This is a genomic window from Acinetobacter sp. WCHAc060042, from assembly GCF_003231195.1.
Lineage (GTDB): Bacteria > Pseudomonadota > Gammaproteobacteria > Pseudomonadales > Moraxellaceae > Acinetobacter.
In genome coordinates, this window is sequence record NZ_QKVN01000034.1 from 23,373 (window position 1) to 39,640 (window position 16,268).

Below are 16,268 nucleotides of genomic sequence, written 5' to 3' on the forward strand. Positions count from 1 at the left end.
GGCTCTCTTTTTTTATGCTGAAAATTTAGTTTAAGACTTTGCTACCCATTATCAGTAGCAAGTCAGCTTAAACCTACACCTGAAGCAAAAAAAAGCAGATCAATCGATCTGCTCATTTCCCACACGCTGGCGGAATTTCTGCCCTGCGCGGAAGGTTACTACACGGCGTGCAGAAATCGGAATTTCTTCACCCGTTTTCGGGTTACGACCTGGACGTTGACGTTTATCACGCAACTCAAAGTTACCGAAACCAGAAAGTTTAACTTGCTCACCAGAGATTAGCGCTTGGCTAATCTCATCAAAAAACAACTCGACCATTTGTTTAGCTTCACGACGGTTTAAACTCGTGAGCTCACTTAGATGGTCAGCCATTTCCGCTTTTGTTAATGCTGTCATGAAGCCCTCAATGTCGCCTGATAAGTGTTTTCCAACACATGTAAAATATGATCCATACCGGATTTAATTTCAGCATCTTCAAGCGTACGCGATGGGTGCTGCCAAAGAAGTGCAAATGCCAATGAACGCTTACCTTCTTCAACGCCTTGCCCAGTGTACACATCGAACAACCAAGTCGAGTCTAAAAGCTCACCACCTGTTTTTTCGATAAGTTGCTGAATTTCACTTACATTTATCTTATCACTAATTAAAAGCGCAATATCACGTCTAACCGACGGAAAACGTGATAATTCTGTAAAATTAGATACATAAGTTTGCAAAACAGCCGATTGATCAAGTTCAGCCACCCAAGTTATGCTCAAATCCAGTGCATCTTCTAAAGATGGATGTAATCGACCAAAGTAACCAATAGATTGGCCATCGACTAAAACCTCAGCAGACTGACCCGGATGCAACCAACTACGTTCAGAGCGAACATATTCAACCTGCACACGACCTGCTGACAATACTTCTTCAATTTCGCCTTTGAAATCAAAGAAATCCATAGCTTGAGGTTTAGCATGCCAAGTTTCTGACGTTTTTGCACCTGTTGCAATCACTGCAAGGGTAGGAATTTGTTTCAAATCATGAATAGATTCAGCATCTTGATAGTCGAAACGTAAGCCGAGTTCAAAGAAACGCACACGACTTTGTTGGCGGTTTACGTTATATTGCACACACGGAATCAAACTAGAAAGCAGTGTTGAACGCATTACTGCTAAATCACTGGAAATCGGGTTAGCCAAAGCCAAAGGATTCACAGCCGCATTGAGTTGCTTCTCAAGCTTTAAGTCTGCAAAGCTAAAGCTAATTGCTTCTTGATAACCCAAAGTCACGAGGGTTTGACGAAGCTGAGCCACTTCAAATTGGTCTTGATATTGAGCCAATTGCGCTTCAATTTTTGGCAAACTGATTTGAATATTGTCATAACCATGAATACGCGCAACTTCTTCAATCAGGTCTTGGTAGATCTCCATATCATAACGGTGTGAAGGCGGAACCACTGACCACCGACCTTCTGCTTTAACCGTCACAGCACAACCTAAACGGGTCAATGCATCCGCAATAAATCCAGCATCTACGCGATAACCAAGCAATTGATCCACTTGCGCTTGTTCCAGCTCAATCGCTTCACGCTTCGGTAAAACTGCCGTTTGTTCTACAGTCGTAATCGGACCGAACTCACCACCCGCCAATTCTGCAATCAATTGTGATGCGCGGTGCATCGCGAGCATTGGTAATTCAAAATCGACACCACGTTCATAACGCTGCGACGCATCCGTATGTAAACCAAAACTACGCGCACGGCCCGCAATAGCTAATGGAGCAAAGAATGCAGACTCTAAGAAAATGTCCTGGGTTTCATCACTAACAGATGAAGACAAGCCACCCATGATGCCTGCAATCGCCAATGCTTTTTCATCATCCGCAATCACCATGACTTTTTCATTGAGCTCAACTTCTTGTTCATTCAGTAGAACCAATTTTTCAGTTGCATTCGCTTGACGAACTTGAACCGAACCTTGAATTTTCGCCGCATCAAAAGCATGTAACGGTTGACCCAACTCCATCAGTACATAGTTGGTAATATCAACCAAAATACTGTGCTGACGAATCCCTGAGCGAACCAAAGCACGTTCCATCCATTCTGGGGTTACTGCTTTGGTATTCACATTTTTAATCACACGACCTAAATAGCGCGGGCAACCTTCAGTGCTCACCACAACTTTTTTCTCATCGGCAATAGTTGCAGCTACAGCGTTAATTTCAGGTGCAGTCACGGTCAGTTGATTAATCACCCCAATTTCACGGGCAATACCACGAATACTGAAACAGTCACCACGGTTTGGCGTGATGCTGATATCAATCACATGATCATCAAGCTGTAAATACTCACGAACATCCACACCGACAGGTGCATCCGTAGGCAATTCTAAAAGACCATCAATATTATCTTCTAAATCAATTTCAGACGCACCGCACAGCATACCTTGTGATTCAATACCACGAAGTTTGCCTTTTTTGATTTTGAAATCACCCGGAAGCACCGCACCAATGGTTGCCACAGGGGCTTTCATACCGACACGTACGTTTGGCGCGCCACACACAATTTGCAATGGTTCACCTGAACCAATATTGACGGTTGTCACACGTAAACGGTCTGCATCAGGATGTTGTTCTACGGTCAATACCTCGCCAACAACCACGCCAGTGAACGGTTTTGCCGCAGGCGATAAGTCATCGACTTCTAAGCCCAACATGGTTAGTTGGTCAGATAACGTATTGCTATCAACGGCTGGGTTCACCCATGTACACAACCAATTTTCGCTAATTTTCATAAATTCAATTTCCTTAATCTCCCCCTAACCCCTTCTGTATAAAAGAGGGGAAAGCCACGTACTCAATTTTTGACTGTGGAAGTCCCCCTTTCTTATAGGGGGATTTAGGGGGATTTCTATAAACCTTTAAATTGTTAAATTTGTATTTAAACCATTAAGCAAATTGGCGTAAGAAACGCACATCGTTTTGGTAGAACATACGTAAGTCATTGATGCCATAACGAAGCATCGCAAAACGTTCCACACCTAGACCAAAAGCAAAGCCTTTGTATTTTTCAGGATCAATACCCGCAGCTTGCAATACATTCGGATGCACCATGCCACAACCGAGTACTTCTAACCATTTACCACGCTCGTCCATAATGTCCACTTCAGCACTTGGCTCTGTGAATGGGAAATAAGATGGACGGAAACGTACTTTTAAGTCTTTTTCAAAGAATTCGTTTAATAGATTGACCAACAAACCTTTCAGTTCTGCAAAGCTGGTATTTTCAGCGACATACAAACCTTCAATTTGATGAAACATTGGCGAATGCGTTTGGTCAGAGTCACAGCGATATACACGACCCGGACAAACAATACGAATCGGAGGTTGCTGGGTTTCCATAGTACGAATCTGCACACCCGAAGTATGGGTACGTAGCAAATGGGTCGCATCAAAATAGAAAGTGTCGTGCATTGCACGTGCAGGGTGATGCCCTGGAATATTTAAAGCTTCAAAGTTGTGATAGTCATCTTCAACTTCAGGACCAGTTTCAATTACAAAACCTGCTTTGGTAAAGAACTGACAAATACGCTCTTGCACTTGAGTAACCGGATGAATACTCCCAATCGTTTGACCACGACCTGGTAGAGTAATATCAACCGTTTCACTTGCGAGTTTCTGCGCCAACGCAGCTTGTTGTAATTGTGTTTGGCGTTCAGTTAAAGCACTGGTAATCGCTTCGCGGACTGCATGAATTTGCGCACCAAAAACTTTACGCTCTTCAGGGTCCATTTTACCTAAAGCTTTCGATTGCTCAGCGAGCTGGCTTTTCTTACCCGTAAACTGCACTCGTACTTGATCGAGTGTAGCAAGGTCCTCTGCTGCTGCAATCGCAGCGAGCGCTTCAGTGGTCAGGGCTTCCAGTGACATAGTAACTCTCAAAGCAACAATTTATAAAATTAATAAAACCCCATATTCTATCAGTTTTTAAGCGTGTTGATGAAGCTCTACGATCAGGAAAATTTGTTTAGTACATGGTTTTATAATCAGGTTAAGATAGGGCCATCACAGAAGAGAACAACAAACGATGTCGCTTGATCCTATTTGGCAACAACAACTTACTTTAGTGACTTATGGCAATGAATATTTGCGTCACAACCTAAGTTTCCAACGTTGGTTAGAACACGCCATTTTTGACCGACATTGCTTTCAGTTTCGTGATCTGAATAGCCAACATTTACTGGCTCAGCATTTTCAAGTATGGCTTGAAGCCTTAAAAAAACAAGGGGTCAAACAACTCAGTCTGCATAGTTCAACATTGCTAGCAGATGAAAAGAACCCCAATCCAAATATTGAACTGCTTGCTACACCACATATTATTGTGAGTCATCAAGCACAGCAAAAAACTGCTTGGATTTTCGGTAAAGAACTGGCTGAATGGTACAGAGCTGAACACGATTTTATAATTCCAAAAGCACAACAAAGCTCAATCCGTAGCGAAAATTTATGGCGTTTTGAACTGAATCATAAACTCAGCAAACGCATTGAAGCGGATTTACAAACGCCGAAATGGGATGAAATCGAAAACTTTACCGAACAAGAACTCTTTAGTGCGCCATTTGCGCAAGGTTTGGTCGAGCCTGATGCTGTAGACTTACCTTACTATGGACAACAAGATGCCATAGATGAAGCCCACCATCTCTCTCTTTTACCGACAGACTACGCTGCTGATTATGCACATCAAATGCTGTATCGTTTAGATGCCCTATCAGCATTGATCCAGACCAAAATTCAACATCCTTACAATGCAGAAGGCCAAGTCCTCACGCCAGATGAGCAATTGAACCTACGTCATTTTGAGCAAAAGATTGATGATTTAAAGACCAAGTTCATCGTAAAAGTAGCCAATCACTATCAAACCGCACAGCTAAGCCCCAAAAATACACCTACACCGCTTGATGCTCGCAATCATTCCGCAGCTAAATTAAGTCCGATAGAAACCAAACCTCATGAAACACAGCATAAATCTGGAAAAACTGGGGTGTTTGCTTTAATTGTGATTACACTTTTAATTTGCGTATTGGGCTATTACTTTGGGTTATAACCCTCGCTAATATAAAAAGCGCCAAACTTATCCGTGGGCGCTTTTTTATTTCCCCACACTAAATCATGCTGTAATTAAATAATTAAAAGGCTGAATCTTAATTTGTATTTTATGTTCATCGGCATGTTGATTAATATAATGATTGACTGAAACCACCTCGCCTTCTAGCTCTGCATCAGGCCCATACATAATTTTGACCGACTCCCCTTTCCTTGGAACCATTTGTAACTCTACAGCAATACTGCCTTGTCCCATCCCTGTAATCTCTACAAGCATATCCTGATCCTTGTCTTATCAATCTTTTTATTTATTAGGCATCTATCACATTTCAGATTAAAGCAGATTTATGTAACCAAAGTTCAGCTATGGTTTTACATATAAGACTTCATTTTTTCATGTTTCATAAATTTAAGCTGTACTCTACTCAACCACCAATTGATCTAAAAAGTTTTTCACCTGTTTAGGTGTCTTTAGATGAATCCACTTTATATGCTGATATTCGGGCATCTGCATCATGTTTAAATATTTTTTTCTATTTTTAGCATGGGTTTTTACCATCCACAAAATGATTGAATCCCGACCAAACATACGCAAGAGGCTTTCACGATTATTGGAGTTTTCCCATAAATCTTGTTGCGCCCATGTACGTTGAACAGCACGTTTCACAGAACGATACAGATTGACTGGAAATGGTAAGTCCAACCAAATAACCGTATCAATTTCCGCCCATTTCACAGGAATGGCTCGGGTATAGTTACCATCAATGACATAACCTTGTGTCGCTTTTTGTGTTTCAGACTCAATTTTGGCAAAAAATACTTCATCTGGACATTCCTGCCAATCATCCAACCAAAATAAGTTATCTAATTCAATATAATACAAGCCTAGCTTCTCAGCCAAAGCTCTGGAAAAGGTCGATTTGCCCGTGGCTGATGTACCAACTACGTTTATTCTTTTCATTGTTGTATCCAATTCCAATCCAAGCTTTTTCGCTATACATCATCATGGTTGTATCACACGCTAATGTCTAGTCTATGATTTGCTTTGATGCATCCCGCTCAAATCACATAATCATAATATCCAACGTTCACCCGCCCGATGGAATATTTTTAGTTTTTGATGAATACCTATAACGCTCTAATTTTGAAACATCAAAACTCTCAATGGGATTAAAAGAATAGGCAATAAAAAAGACCGCTAAAAAGCGGTCTTTTTTTAAGTCTTAAAGACTTATGCAGCTAATGCATCTTTAGCTTTAGAAGCCAAAGCAGCAAATGCAACTGCGTCATGCATAGCGATGTCAGCAAGTACGCGACGGTCGATAATCACTTGAGCTTTTTTCAAGCCAGCGATCATACGGCTGTACGATAAACCATTTAGACGAGCACCAGCATTAATACGCGCAATCCATAGAGCACGGAATTGACGTTTTTTCTGACGACGGTCACGGTAAGCGTATTGACCCGCTTTGATTACTGCTTGGAACGCTACGCGATATACGCGTGAACGAGCGCCGTAGTAACCTTTAGCACGAGCAAGAATTTTTTTATGACGGCGATGAGCCTGTACACCACGTTTTACACGAGCCATTTATAATCTCCTTAGATGTATGGGCACATACGACGAACTGAAGCAACGTCACTCACGTGAACCATTACACAGCCGCGTAATTGACGAATACGCTTAGCAGATTTTTTGGTCAAAATGTGGCGTTTGAACGCTTGTTTACGCTTGAAACCGTTTGCAGTCGCTTTGAAACGCTTAGCTGCACCACGGCGAGTTTTCATCTTAGGCATAACAACCTCTTTTGAACACCTGTTCGGAACGTTTGCACCATTGCAAAACGACCTGCAGGTAAGGGAGCGAATATTCTAATCGAACTTTGTCTAAAACAAAAGCAAATAATCAACAATAAAAGCAAGCTTAGTCTATTTCCCGATAAGCTTTAAGCGATGAATTTATAAACACACGCACATCCAAGCCGTATAATGCCTCATCCATCTAATATTGTATCCTTATGAACGTCAAACAGGATGCGTTTGCTGCGCTCCGCTATCGAGACTTCTCGATTGTTACACTCAATCAATTTTGCCTGACGCTTGCCATTTTAGCGTACTCCTTGTACACCCTCACTAAAGATCCACTGACTCTAGGTTTAATTGGTTTAGCAGAAGCAATCCCCTTTATTGCGCTTTCCTTATGGGGCGGCTATTTTGCCGATCGCTTTAATAAGCAAACCATCATGAAAATCTGCTTATTCTGTGCCATTCCACTACCCTTGGTTTTATGGGGGTTATTTCATGCTTATAGCTTAAAGCAAATTGAACTCTCCACCCTGTCATGGGGTGTTTATGCCGTGATCTTTGGTCTAGGAACGATTCGAGGTTTCTATAATCCATCTGCAACATCACTCAAACCCTTTTTAATTCCACGAGACATTTATGCCAACGGCGCCACATGGACCACCATTGGTTGGCAAAGTGGGGGGATTATTGGCCCGATGCTGGGTGGGTTGATGTTGGCTTTTTTAGGTCGTGAAACCAGTTTAATCAGTGTAGCAGTGCTACTTGGTCTGTGCTTTTTACTCGTCAATCTTTTAAGTAAACGCACGTTTCCTAAAATTGAAACAGAACATGTGTTGCAAAGCCTAGGTGAAGGCTTTCGCTTTATTGCTAAAACTAAAATCGTCCTCTGGGCCATCTCACTCGACTTAGTCTCGGTACTGTTCGGTGGTGTGATTGCTTTACTCCCGATCTTTGCTGAAGATATTTTAAAAATTGGTCCAGAAGGATTAGGCTATTTACGTGCAGCACCGTCAATTGGTGCGCTTATCACCATGATTACGCTGACTCGTTTTCCACCCACCCGACATGCTTGGCGCAATATGCTACTTGCTGTTGCAGGTTTTGGGCTATTTACACTTTTGTTTGCGTACTCAAACTCCTTATGGCTGTCTTTGTTTGCTCTGGCTATGACAGGGGCTTGCGACAGTATTTCAGTGGTAATCCGTCAGACCATTTTACAAATCTATCCTCCTGAGAATATGCGAGGTCGTGTTGCGGCAGTAAACGGTATGTTTGTATCGAGTAGTAATGAATTAGGGGCATTTGAGTCAGGTCTTGCAGCTAAATATTTAGGTCCTGTGATTGCAACAGTTTTTGGCGGCAGCATGACCTTATTGGTGGTCGCACTGAGTTGGGCTAAAACCAAAGACTTATTTGGCGTCGACATTACTCAAGCCGAGCAGAAATAGTTTTTAATTTAACAATATAACTTGCGAGTCTTTTCAATTCAGGAAATACTCGCAACCATTATTTAAGTCATACGCACTGGATGCGTTATAAAAGAAATTGATCATATGAAACCACTCTTATTGCTTGCATTATCAATATTGCCCGTTCATTTAAGCCATGCAGCTCAGCCACCATTAGAACTCACCATTCAAAAAAGTTCAGCTCAATCAGCACATTTGACCACGCGTATTCAATGGGCCGATTTTCCCAAACCCCAATATAAAAATAGCGATTTAAATCAGCAAAACCGTGCAGCGATTATTCGTATCTATGCAGATGAAACAGGCGATGTGACCAAAGCCACCGTACAGGAAAGTACTGGGCTCAAAGCTTTGGATGAAAAATTGGTGAATGCTGTGCTTCAAGCCAAAGTAAAACCTTTTGTTGAAGATGATACTGCTTCTGCCGTCATTGGTTATCAAGTTTTTAATTTAAACCTAACGCCAGATAACGCCGAAGCATGTAACTACACCTTTGACTCTAAGAACTGGCTTGCGCAACAACAGCAACAAAAAGTGCCTTTTCAATATCAAACTCAACCCATGCTTGGATTAGATTCAACACAGTTAAATGGTCATGACCGTCAAGTTAAATTTAGCTTCAAAACAGATAAACAAGGCAACGTGAAAAAGCCCAAGATTACTAAAGGCTCTGGCATTTATGAGCTTGATCAGCAGGTTTTACACGCCGTTGCCAACAGTAAAGTCAGTGTTAAACGTACCGCAAGTACGCTTTGGCTTTACAAAAAGTCTAAATTTAAAGATGCGATTGAATTTGACCTTGAGTCTTGTCACTAAAATCTAAAAGGACACGAGTTTTCGATAGCTCGTGTCCTGACTTCTTACAAACCTAAAAACCATTAAAAATCTGTTGGTCAATGACAGCATTTGAAGACCGATTAGAATTGACTAAACATCCAATACACAAAAAGATAACGCCCTATTTTTGCAATGCTCACCATCAATAAGAAACGAACAAAGTTTTCTTTGAGCAATCCTGCAATCAGAGTAATCGGATCACCAATGATGGGCACCCAACTAAGCAATAAAGACCAAAAACCATATTTTTGATAAATGCCCTGTGCCTGCAACATCTTTTGCTCTGAGACTGGAAACCATTTTTTGTTTTTGTATTGCTCAACTTTAAGACCCAGCCACCAATTGACACAACTACCTAGAACATTGCCTAAACTGGCGACAGCCACTAGTAACCACACTGGATACTGCGTCTGAGCCAACAATCCCACCAAGACTGCCTCTGACTGTAACGGTAGCAGTGTCGCAGCTCCAAAAGCAGAAAGGAAAAGCAGTCCTAAGGTCCACATCATTTTATGATTTTAAACCCAGTTTTTTCTTGGTTGAGTTATAGGTGTAGCCTGACCAGACCAATGTTAAAATCAACAAAAACCAACGTGACCATGAATACTTATCGGCAATCGGTTCAATTGCAGCACGGAGTACCGCCTGATCTTTGGTATTGAGCAGTTCAATGATTTTTTGAATGTGTACCGCTTCAGCTACAAAAAGCATCAAACATCCCGCAATCCCCACAATAATACTGAGATAGATTTTAGGATTTGCTTCAATAATGCGGGTTAAATTGAGGAAAAACTCTTTTTTCATTACGCTGATGTCCAAACAACCTTCAACAAAAAAGCCACCCATCGGTGGCTTTAAAGAATGGCTTATACCTTGAAGGCACTAAGCTTAACACAATTCAAGTCATTACTTTTGTACCTAATTAACTCGAATCGCCAGTGCTCGTTGTACTGCAGGGCGTGCTTGAATACGCTCCATATAAGCTTTGACATTAGGATAATCATTTAAATCAATTTGTTGCCATTCATAACGCAAAATCCATGGGAAAATAGCCATGTCTGCAATTGAATACTCTCCTGCCACATAATCTTGCCCAAAAAGTTGCTTGTCTAATACAGCATATAGACGTTTGGTTTCATTAACATAGCGTTCAGTTGCATAGGCAATACGTTCAGGAGCAAATTTACTAAAATGATGGTTCTGTCCAAGCATAGGGCCAAAACCACCCATTTGCCACATTAACCACTGCTCAACTTCAACACGGAACTGCTCATCCCGTGGATAAAACTGCCCTGTTTTACGCCCTAAATACTGCAGAATTGCTCCTGACTCAAACACCGAAATAGCTTCACCTTTGGGGCCATCTTGATCCACAATCGCAGGAATTTTATTGTTAGGTGAAATACGAAGAAAATCAGGTTGAAATTGGTCATTCTCTAAAATATTAATGGGAAAGACTTGATACTCCAAACCCATTTCTTCTAATGCGATGCTAATTTTATGTCCGTTGGGTGTTCCCCAATAGTACAAATCAATCATTCTTATTTCCTAAGTTTATTCGCTTATTTTAGATACACGATATCATAATTAAACGTGATTATTTTTATGTAATTTTATATATTATTTAGCACATATTTGAATAAAAACCACCCAACAAAATGAATAAAATCATTGATATTCCAAGCCCGATCAATTTACAAGACCCGCTTGAAGCGACTCAATGGGCAAAAGAAGCGAATATTAAACGTCCTTACCGGTTGGAGTTCTTCAAACACTATATTTCACAAATTCTAAGTCACCCAAAGCCTGATGTTCGTATTTTAGAACTAGGTTCAGGGCCAGGTTTCTTGGCGTATGAACTTCTAGATAGACGCCCCAATATCAATTATACCGCCGTCGATTTTTCAGTAGCCATGCATAGCTTAGCCAAACAACGTTTAGCTACTATTGCTTATACGTCTGTAGATTTCATCATCGCTGATTTTAAACAGCAGGACTGGTATACCGCCCTTCTTAATCAACGCTTCGATTATGTTGTCATTCATCAGGCTTTACATGAACTTCGCCATAAAGCATATACCAACGTTTTTCATAAAAGCATTGCGCAACATGTAATTCAGCCTAATGGTACATATTTCATCACTGACCATCTTGCCGAACCCGATGGACAGATGGGTAATCGAGAATTATATATGAATAAACATGAACACATTGAGAGCCTAAAGAATAGTGGCTTTGGTAATGTTGAAATTGCACTTGAAATAGATGGCTTATGTGCTTTTCAAGTTACTTTATAGCTAGATTAGATGCAGTTTATTAAAAATGGTTCATCGTTAGGTAATAAAAAAGCACTGCATAGGCAGTGCTTTTTTTAATCAATAGATTATTACTTTTTCTTTTTAGGACCAAGCAACATACCCATTTGACGACCTTCCATTTTCGGTGCTTGTTCTACAACACCCACTTCAACCACATCTGCTTCAACTTTTTGTAATTGAGCCAAACCAAGTTGTTGGTGTGCCATTTCACGACCACGGAAACGAAGGGTAATTTTTACTTTGTTGCCTTCTTCAAGGAACTTAGTGATTGCACGTAGTTTTACGTTGTAATCACCAACATCAGTACCCGGGCGGAGTTTGATTTCTTTCACCTGTACTTGATGCTGTTTTTTCTTCGCTTCTTTCTGCTTTTGCTTTAGATCAAACAAATGCTTGTTGAAGTCCATGATTTTACAAACAGGCGGTTCAGCGTTGGCTACGATCTCAACAAGATCAAGCTCAACACTTTCAGCAGCGCGTAATGCTTCTGCCAAGCTAACAATACCTTTTTGCTCACCATTTTCGTCTACAAGACGGACTTCTTTCGCACGAATTTCATCATTCAACGCAGGACGGTTTGATTTGTTACCGCCCTGTTGATTACGGTCAGGCTGTTTAATCGCTGTTACTCCACAATGTACCGGCCGCGTTCGGCAACGGCTGCTTTTACTAAGTCAACGAAAGCGTCGATTGACATAGTACCCAAATTTTTCCCAGAGCGGGTACGGACATTTACTGTACCTTCCTCTACCTCACGGTCCCCAAGTACCAGTAAGTAAGGAATACGCTCTAATGTACGTTCACGAATCTTAAAGCCGATTTTCTCATTTCTCAAGTCTGAAATCGCACGGAGACCGTTTTCTTTAAGTTTAGCGACGACTGACTCACATGCTTCCGCTTGTGAATCGGTAATGTTCATCACACATGCTTGGATTGGTGTCAACCAAGGTGGCATAAAGCCCGCATAGTGTTCGATTAGTATACCAATAAAACGTTCAAAACTGCCAAGTATTGCACGGTGCAACATCACAGGCTGATCACGATCATTGTCTTCAGTGACATATGACGCATCTAAACGTTCTGGCAGATTGAAGTCACATTGGATTGTACCACATTGCCATACACGGCCTAAGCAGTCTTTCAGTGAGAATTCAATTTTCGGACCATAGAATGCACCTTCACCCGGTTGAAGTTCCCACTCCAAACCAGCAGCATCTAAAGCATCTGCTAAAGATTTTTCAGCCATATCCCAAAGTGCATCATCCCCGACACGTTTTTCCGGACGAGTAGATAACTTCATCTGCACTTCTTCAAAACCAAAATCTTTATAAACATCTAAAGTCAGTTTAATAAAGTCTGCCACTTCAGGCCCAATTTGTTCTTTGGTACAGAAAATGTGTGCATCGTCTTGAGTAAAACCACGAACACGCATAATCCCGTGCAATGAACCCGATGGTTCGTTACGGTGACATGAACCAAATTCAGCTAAGCGAATTGGTAAATCACGGTAAGATTTCAAACCTTGGTTGAACACTTGCACGTGACATGGGCAGTTCATTGGCTTCACTGCATAGTTACGACTTTCAGAATGCGTCGTAAACATGTTGTCTGCATAGTTTGCAGCATGGCCTGATTTTTCCCACAGCGTAAAGTCTACGATTTGTGGTGTTTTAATCTCAAGATAACCATTGTCTTGCTGCACTTTACGCATGTATTGTTCAAGTACTTGGTAAATCGTCCAACCATTTGGATGCCAGAACACCATACCTGGTGCTTCTTCTTGCATATGGAATAGGTCTAAAGCTTTACCGATTTTACGGTGATCACGCTTTTCAGCTTCTTCAATACGTTTGATATAAGCCGCAAGCTGTTTCTTGTCTGCCCACGCTGTACCATAAATACGTTGAAGTTGTTCATTCTTCGCATCACCACGCCAGTAAGCGCCTGAAATTTTAGTCAGCTTGAACGATTTTAAGAATTTAGTATTTGGTACGTGCGGACCGCGGCACATATCCAAATAATCTTGATGGTAGTACAAGCCCATTTGTGTTTCTTCAGGCATGTCCGCGATCAAGCGTAATTTATACTCTTCACCACGTGCAGTGAATTCTGCAATCACTTCGTCACGCGGGGTCATTTTTTTGATGACATCATAATCTTGGTCGATGAGCTTTTTCATACGCTCTTCGATGGCCGCCATATCATCTAAAGTAAATGGACGTGGCATCCAGATGTCATAGTAGAAACCTTCTTCAATGACAGGACCAATCACCATTTTCGCTTCAGGGAACAATTGCTTAACCGCATGCCCCACCAAGTGAGCGCAAGAGTGACGAATAATTTCGACCCCTTCTTCGTCTTTAGGCGTAATAATTTGAAGGCTTGCATCCGTGGTAATCAGATCAGATGCATCGACTAAACGACCATCGACTTTTCCTGCAACTGTATTTTTAGCAAGACCTGGACCGATGCTCAGTGCAACGTCCATCACAGATACGGCTTGATCAAATTGTTTTTGATCGCCATTTGGCAAAGTGATAATTGGCATAAAAAATCCTTAAGGAGTGATGCCCCGTACCATGGAGCATGTCACCGCGAGATTATGATCGAGGTAAAACCTCAAAAGATAAAAACGGTGGATAAATAAAATCAGTCGAATTTTACACGTGTTATCCACAGGATTAAACCTTTTCGCCTAGAAAATTCGCTTTTCGGCGCATTTTGAATTCATTTGCCAGTCCATCACATCCCTCAAATAAGGGATTTGCTGTTAAACCTGCATATCACCACAAAGCTCAGAATAACGATTGCATCTATTTTTATTAAAAAATACCGTAACACAAGGAGACACAAACCGATCAAAAAGCAAGCTAAAATCGAACTACAGATGGATCAATTCCGTAAAATTAATACATTCAGTTTAGATAAACTAAACAAAAAAATTCAATAAATTCATCCAAAAAGAACAACTCGACTAAAGCATAAATGCAAGATGGCTTGAAAATGCATATCTTTTAAGCAATGGAAAAAATAATACCAAATTCAGGAGTGATCAACATGGTGAGTGCGTATGATGAGTTACCAAGAACCCCCGCAAACTTTGTGGCTTTGTCACCATTACGTTATTTAGAACGAGCTGCTTATATTTACCCTCATCAAGATGCCATCATTCATGGGCACCGCCATATTTCATGGCGTGAAACTTACCTTCGCTGCCGCCAATTTGCCTCACAATTACAAAAACTGGGAATCACAAAAAACGATACTGTCTCTGTTTTGCTGCCCAATGTTCCAGCAATGATCGAAGCACATTTTGCAGTCCCAATGGCAGGTGCTGTGCTCAACACATTGAACACGCGCTTAGATGCCAAAACCATCGCATTTATGCTGGATCATGCAGAAACCAAAGTCTTATTGGTGGATCCAGAGTTTGCATCGGTTGCACAAGAAGCCTTGGCTTTGGTCGGACGCGATATTTTCGTGATTGATGTAGATGATGCTGAGTACGAAAACTGTTTTGCAGCCCCGATTGGGCAAATCGAGTATGAAGACTGGTTAACCGAAGGCGATGAGAACTTTGAATGGCATTTACCTCAAGATGAATGGGATGCCATCAGCCTTAACTACACCTCTGGCACCACAGGCAACCCAAAAGGTGTGGTTTATCACCACCGTGGCGCTTATATCAATGCGGCCAGTAACATCATTGCTTGCGGCATGACACCACGTGCGACCTACTTGTGGACCTTACCTTTATTCCACTGTAACGGCTGGTGCTTTGCATGGACTATGGCAGCCAATGGGGGCACCAATATCTGCCTGCGTAAAATTGATCCTGAACTCATTTTCAAATTGATCGCTGAGCATAAAGTCGATTATTTCTGTGGTGCGCCAATTGTGTTATCCATGCTGATCAATACCCCTGAAGAGCAACGGGTTCACTTTGAACACCGCGTTGAAGTAATGGTGGCAGGTGCTGCGCCTCCTGCTGCAATCATTGAAGGCATGCGCCATATTGGTATCAATGTCACTCATGTCTATGGACTGACTGAAACCTATGGGCCTTCTGCGTTGTGTGCCTCTCAAGCGGGTTGGTCAGACTTATCTATTCAGGAACAAGCGCAGCTGCACTCACGCCAAGGTGTACCTTACCCACTGCAAGATGGTATGAAAGTGCTGGATCCAGACACGATGCAACCTGTACCGCATGACGGTCAAACTATGGGTGAAATTATGTTCCGAGGTAACATTGTGATGAAAGGCTATCTTAAGAATCCTGAAGCCACGGCAGAAGCCTTTGCTGGTGGTTGGTTCCATACAGGCGATCTTGCCGTTTGCCAACCTGATGGTTATGCCAAAATTACTGATCGCTCTAAAGATGTCATCATTTCTGGAGGCGAGAATATTTCATCACTCGAAGTGGAAGAAATTCTGTATCAACACCCTGCTATTTTAACGGCTGCAGTGGTCGCGAAACCCGATCCACGTTGGCAAGAAGTACCCTGTGCATTTATTGAACTCAAAGCAGGTAAGGAAACCACACCTGAGGAAATCATTGAGTTTTGTAAGCAACATCTGGCACGTTTTAAAGTCCCGAAAGATGTGGTAATTACTGAAATTCCAAAAACCTCGACAGGCAAGTTACAAAAATTTGTCTTGCGCGATTGGGCGAAAGAGCGTGCAATGGGTGAGTTTAGCTAAACATTCAGCAGTCTGCACAAGCAAAAATCCTCACATAAAAAAGCGACCTTAAAGG

At 41.7% G+C, this 16,268-nt stretch carries 17 protein-coding genes; 5 read left to right on the forward strand and 12 right to left on the reverse strand.

The genetic code is table 11. The annotated features are described in order from the left end of the window. Nucleotides 1-99: 99 nt before the first annotated feature. From DPG01_RS14070 to pheS, 3 genes are all read right to left on the reverse strand, one after another. Nucleotides 100-396 (reverse strand): integration host factor subunit alpha, encoded by a 297-nt coding sequence (locus DPG01_RS14070; RefSeq protein WP_004649746.1) that lies wholly within the window; start codon nt 394-396, stop codon nt 100-102. After that, nucleotides 393-2,774 (reverse strand): phenylalanine--tRNA ligase subunit beta, encoded by a 2,382-nt coding sequence (gene pheT, locus DPG01_RS14075; RefSeq protein ID WP_110975521.1) that lies wholly within the window; start codon nt 2,772-2,774, stop codon nt 393-395. The genes DPG01_RS14070 and pheT overlap by 4 nt, the downstream gene beginning before the upstream one ends. Nucleotides 2,775-2,928: 154 nt before the next feature. After that, nucleotides 2,929-3,909, reverse strand: coding sequence for a phenylalanine--tRNA ligase subunit alpha (gene pheS, locus DPG01_RS14080; protein ID WP_086209835.1), 981 nt, complete (start codon nt 3,907-3,909; stop codon nt 2,929-2,931). Nucleotides 3,910-4,066: 157 nt separating this feature from the next. Here pheS and DPG01_RS14085 point away from each other — a divergent pair, with 157 nt between their 5' ends. After that, nucleotides 4,067-5,083, forward strand: a complete 1,017-nt coding sequence (locus tag DPG01_RS14085; protein ID WP_110975522.1) for a hypothetical protein — start codon at nt 4,067-4,069, stop codon at nt 5,081-5,083. Between the two features lie 63 nt (nt 5,084-5,146). Here the strand turns inward: DPG01_RS14085 and DPG01_RS14090 are convergent, their stop codons facing one another. From DPG01_RS14090 to rpmI, 4 genes are all read right to left on the reverse strand, one after another. Then, nucleotides 5,147-5,359: a KOW motif-containing protein gene (locus DPG01_RS14090; protein WP_086209837.1), complete on the reverse strand. Its 213-nt coding sequence runs from the start codon at nt 5,357-5,359 to the stop codon at nt 5,147-5,149. A gap of 144 nt (nt 5,360-5,503) precedes the next feature. Then, entirely contained in the window at nt 5,504-6,043 is a 540-nt protein-coding gene (locus DPG01_RS14095; protein WP_110975523.1) for an adenylate kinase, read from the reverse strand. A gap of 270 nt (nt 6,044-6,313) precedes the next feature. After that, a complete protein-coding gene (rplT, locus tag DPG01_RS14100) occupies nt 6,314-6,673 on the reverse strand; it encodes a 50S ribosomal protein L20 (protein ID WP_004692276.1) in 360 nt (119 codons plus the stop codon). 11 nt (nt 6,674-6,684) lie between these two features. Continuing rightward, nucleotides 6,685-6,879: a 50S ribosomal protein L35 gene (gene rpmI / locus DPG01_RS14105; RefSeq protein WP_004278281.1), complete on the reverse strand. Its 195-nt coding sequence runs from the start codon at nt 6,877-6,879 to the stop codon at nt 6,685-6,687. Between the two features lie 221 nt (nt 6,880-7,100). On the opposite strand from rpmI, the gene DPG01_RS14110 reads away from it, so the two are divergent. Further along, nucleotides 7,101-8,336: an MFS transporter gene (locus tag DPG01_RS14110; protein ID WP_110975524.1), complete on the forward strand. Its 1,236-nt coding sequence runs from the start codon at nt 7,101-7,103 to the stop codon at nt 8,334-8,336. A 105-nt stretch (nt 8,337-8,441) separates the two neighbouring features. Further along, a complete protein-coding gene (locus DPG01_RS14115) occupies nt 8,442-9,173 on the forward strand; it encodes a TonB family protein (protein WP_110975525.1) in 732 nt (243 codons plus the stop codon). 101 nt (nt 9,174-9,274) lie between these two features. Here the strand turns inward: DPG01_RS14115 and DPG01_RS14120 are convergent, their stop codons facing one another. The 3 genes from DPG01_RS14120 to DPG01_RS14130 form a co-directional block, all read right to left on the reverse strand. Further along, complete coding sequence (locus DPG01_RS14120) at nt 9,275-9,703, reverse strand: YqaA family protein (RefSeq protein ID WP_086209841.1); 429 nt, start codon at nt 9,701-9,703, stop codon at nt 9,275-9,277. 1 nt (nt 9,704) lies between these two features. Continuing rightward, on the reverse strand, nt 9,705-9,998 hold the full coding sequence (locus DPG01_RS14125; RefSeq protein ID WP_086210013.1) for a hypothetical protein: 294 nt from the start codon (nt 9,996-9,998) through the stop codon (nt 9,705-9,707). A gap of 114 nt (nt 9,999-10,112) precedes the next feature. Beyond that, on the reverse strand, nt 10,113-10,733 hold the full coding sequence (locus DPG01_RS14130) for a glutathione binding-like protein (RefSeq protein WP_110975526.1): 621 nt from the start codon (nt 10,731-10,733) through the stop codon (nt 10,113-10,115). 119 nt (nt 10,734-10,852) lie between these two features. Here DPG01_RS14130 and DPG01_RS14135 point away from each other — a divergent pair, with 119 nt between their 5' ends. Beyond that, complete coding sequence (locus DPG01_RS14135) at nt 10,853-11,491, forward strand: class I SAM-dependent methyltransferase (protein WP_110975527.1); 639 nt, start codon at nt 10,853-10,855, stop codon at nt 11,489-11,491. A gap of 89 nt (nt 11,492-11,580) precedes the next feature. On the opposite strand, the gene infC is transcribed toward DPG01_RS14135, so the two are convergent. Both infC and thrS read right to left on the reverse strand, forming a co-directional pair. Further along, nucleotides 11,581-12,078 carry a translation initiation factor IF-3 gene (gene infC / locus DPG01_RS14140; protein WP_395579355.1) on the reverse strand — a complete coding sequence of 166 codons (498 nt, stop codon included), beginning with the start codon at nt 12,076-12,078 and terminating at the stop codon, nt 11,581-11,583. A gap of 59 nt (nt 12,079-12,137) precedes the next feature. Then, entirely contained in the window at nt 12,138-14,060 is a 1,923-nt protein-coding gene (thrS, locus tag DPG01_RS14145; protein WP_086209845.1) for a threonine--tRNA ligase, read from the reverse strand. Between the two features lie 509 nt (nt 14,061-14,569). Here thrS and DPG01_RS14150 point away from each other — a divergent pair. After that, the gene (locus tag DPG01_RS14150) at nt 14,570-16,213 is read left to right on the forward strand and encodes an acyl-CoA synthetase (RefSeq protein WP_110975528.1); all 1,644 of its coding nucleotides are present in this window, start codon (nt 14,570-14,572) and stop codon (nt 16,211-16,213) included. Nucleotides 16,214-16,268 lie beyond the last annotated feature (55 nt).

Excerpts from the sequence above, each read along its gene's own strand:
- DPG01_RS14070 (WP_004649746.1), bottom strand. The coding sequence starts at position 396 with ATGACAGCATTAACAAAAGCGGAAATGGCTGACCATCTAAGTGAGCTC.
- pheT (WP_110975521.1), bottom strand. The coding sequence starts at position 2,774 with ATGAAAATTAGCGAAAATTGGTTGTGTACATGGGTGAACCCAGCCGTT.
- pheS (WP_086209835.1), bottom strand. The coding sequence starts at position 3,909 with ATGTCACTGGAAGCCCTGACCACTGAAGCGCTCGCTGCGATTGCAGCA.
- DPG01_RS14085 (WP_110975522.1), top strand. The coding sequence starts at position 4,067 with ATGTCGCTTGATCCTATTTGGCAACAACAACTTACTTTAGTGACTTAT.
- DPG01_RS14090 (WP_086209837.1), bottom strand. The coding sequence starts at position 5,359 with ATGCTTGTAGAGATTACAGGGATGGGACAAGGCAGTATTGCTGTAGAG.
- DPG01_RS14095 (WP_110975523.1), bottom strand. The coding sequence starts at position 6,043 with ATGAAAAGAATAAACGTAGTTGGTACATCAGCCACGGGCAAATCGACC.
- rplT (WP_004692276.1), bottom strand. The coding sequence starts at position 6,673 with ATGGCTCGTGTAAAACGTGGTGTACAGGCTCATCGCCGTCATAAAAAA.
- rpmI (WP_004278281.1), bottom strand. The coding sequence starts at position 6,879 with ATGCCTAAGATGAAAACTCGCCGTGGTGCAGCTAAGCGTTTCAAAGCG.
- DPG01_RS14110 (WP_110975524.1), top strand. The coding sequence starts at position 7,101 with ATGAACGTCAAACAGGATGCGTTTGCTGCGCTCCGCTATCGAGACTTC.
- DPG01_RS14115 (WP_110975525.1), top strand. The coding sequence starts at position 8,442 with ATGAAACCACTCTTATTGCTTGCATTATCAATATTGCCCGTTCATTTA.
- DPG01_RS14120 (WP_086209841.1), bottom strand. The coding sequence starts at position 9,703 with ATGATGTGGACCTTAGGACTGCTTTTCCTTTCTGCTTTTGGAGCTGCG.
- DPG01_RS14125 (WP_086210013.1), bottom strand. The coding sequence starts at position 9,998 with ATGAAAAAAGAGTTTTTCCTCAATTTAACCCGCATTATTGAAGCAAAT.
- DPG01_RS14130 (WP_110975526.1), bottom strand. The coding sequence starts at position 10,733 with ATGATTGATTTGTACTATTGGGGAACACCCAACGGACATAAAATTAGC.
- DPG01_RS14135 (WP_110975527.1), top strand. The coding sequence starts at position 10,853 with ATGAATAAAATCATTGATATTCCAAGCCCGATCAATTTACAAGACCCG.
- thrS (WP_086209845.1), bottom strand. The coding sequence starts at position 14,060 with ATGCCAATTATCACTTTGCCAAATGGCGATCAAAAACAATTTGATCAA.
- DPG01_RS14150 (WP_110975528.1), top strand. The coding sequence starts at position 14,570 with ATGGTGAGTGCGTATGATGAGTTACCAAGAACCCCCGCAAACTTTGTG.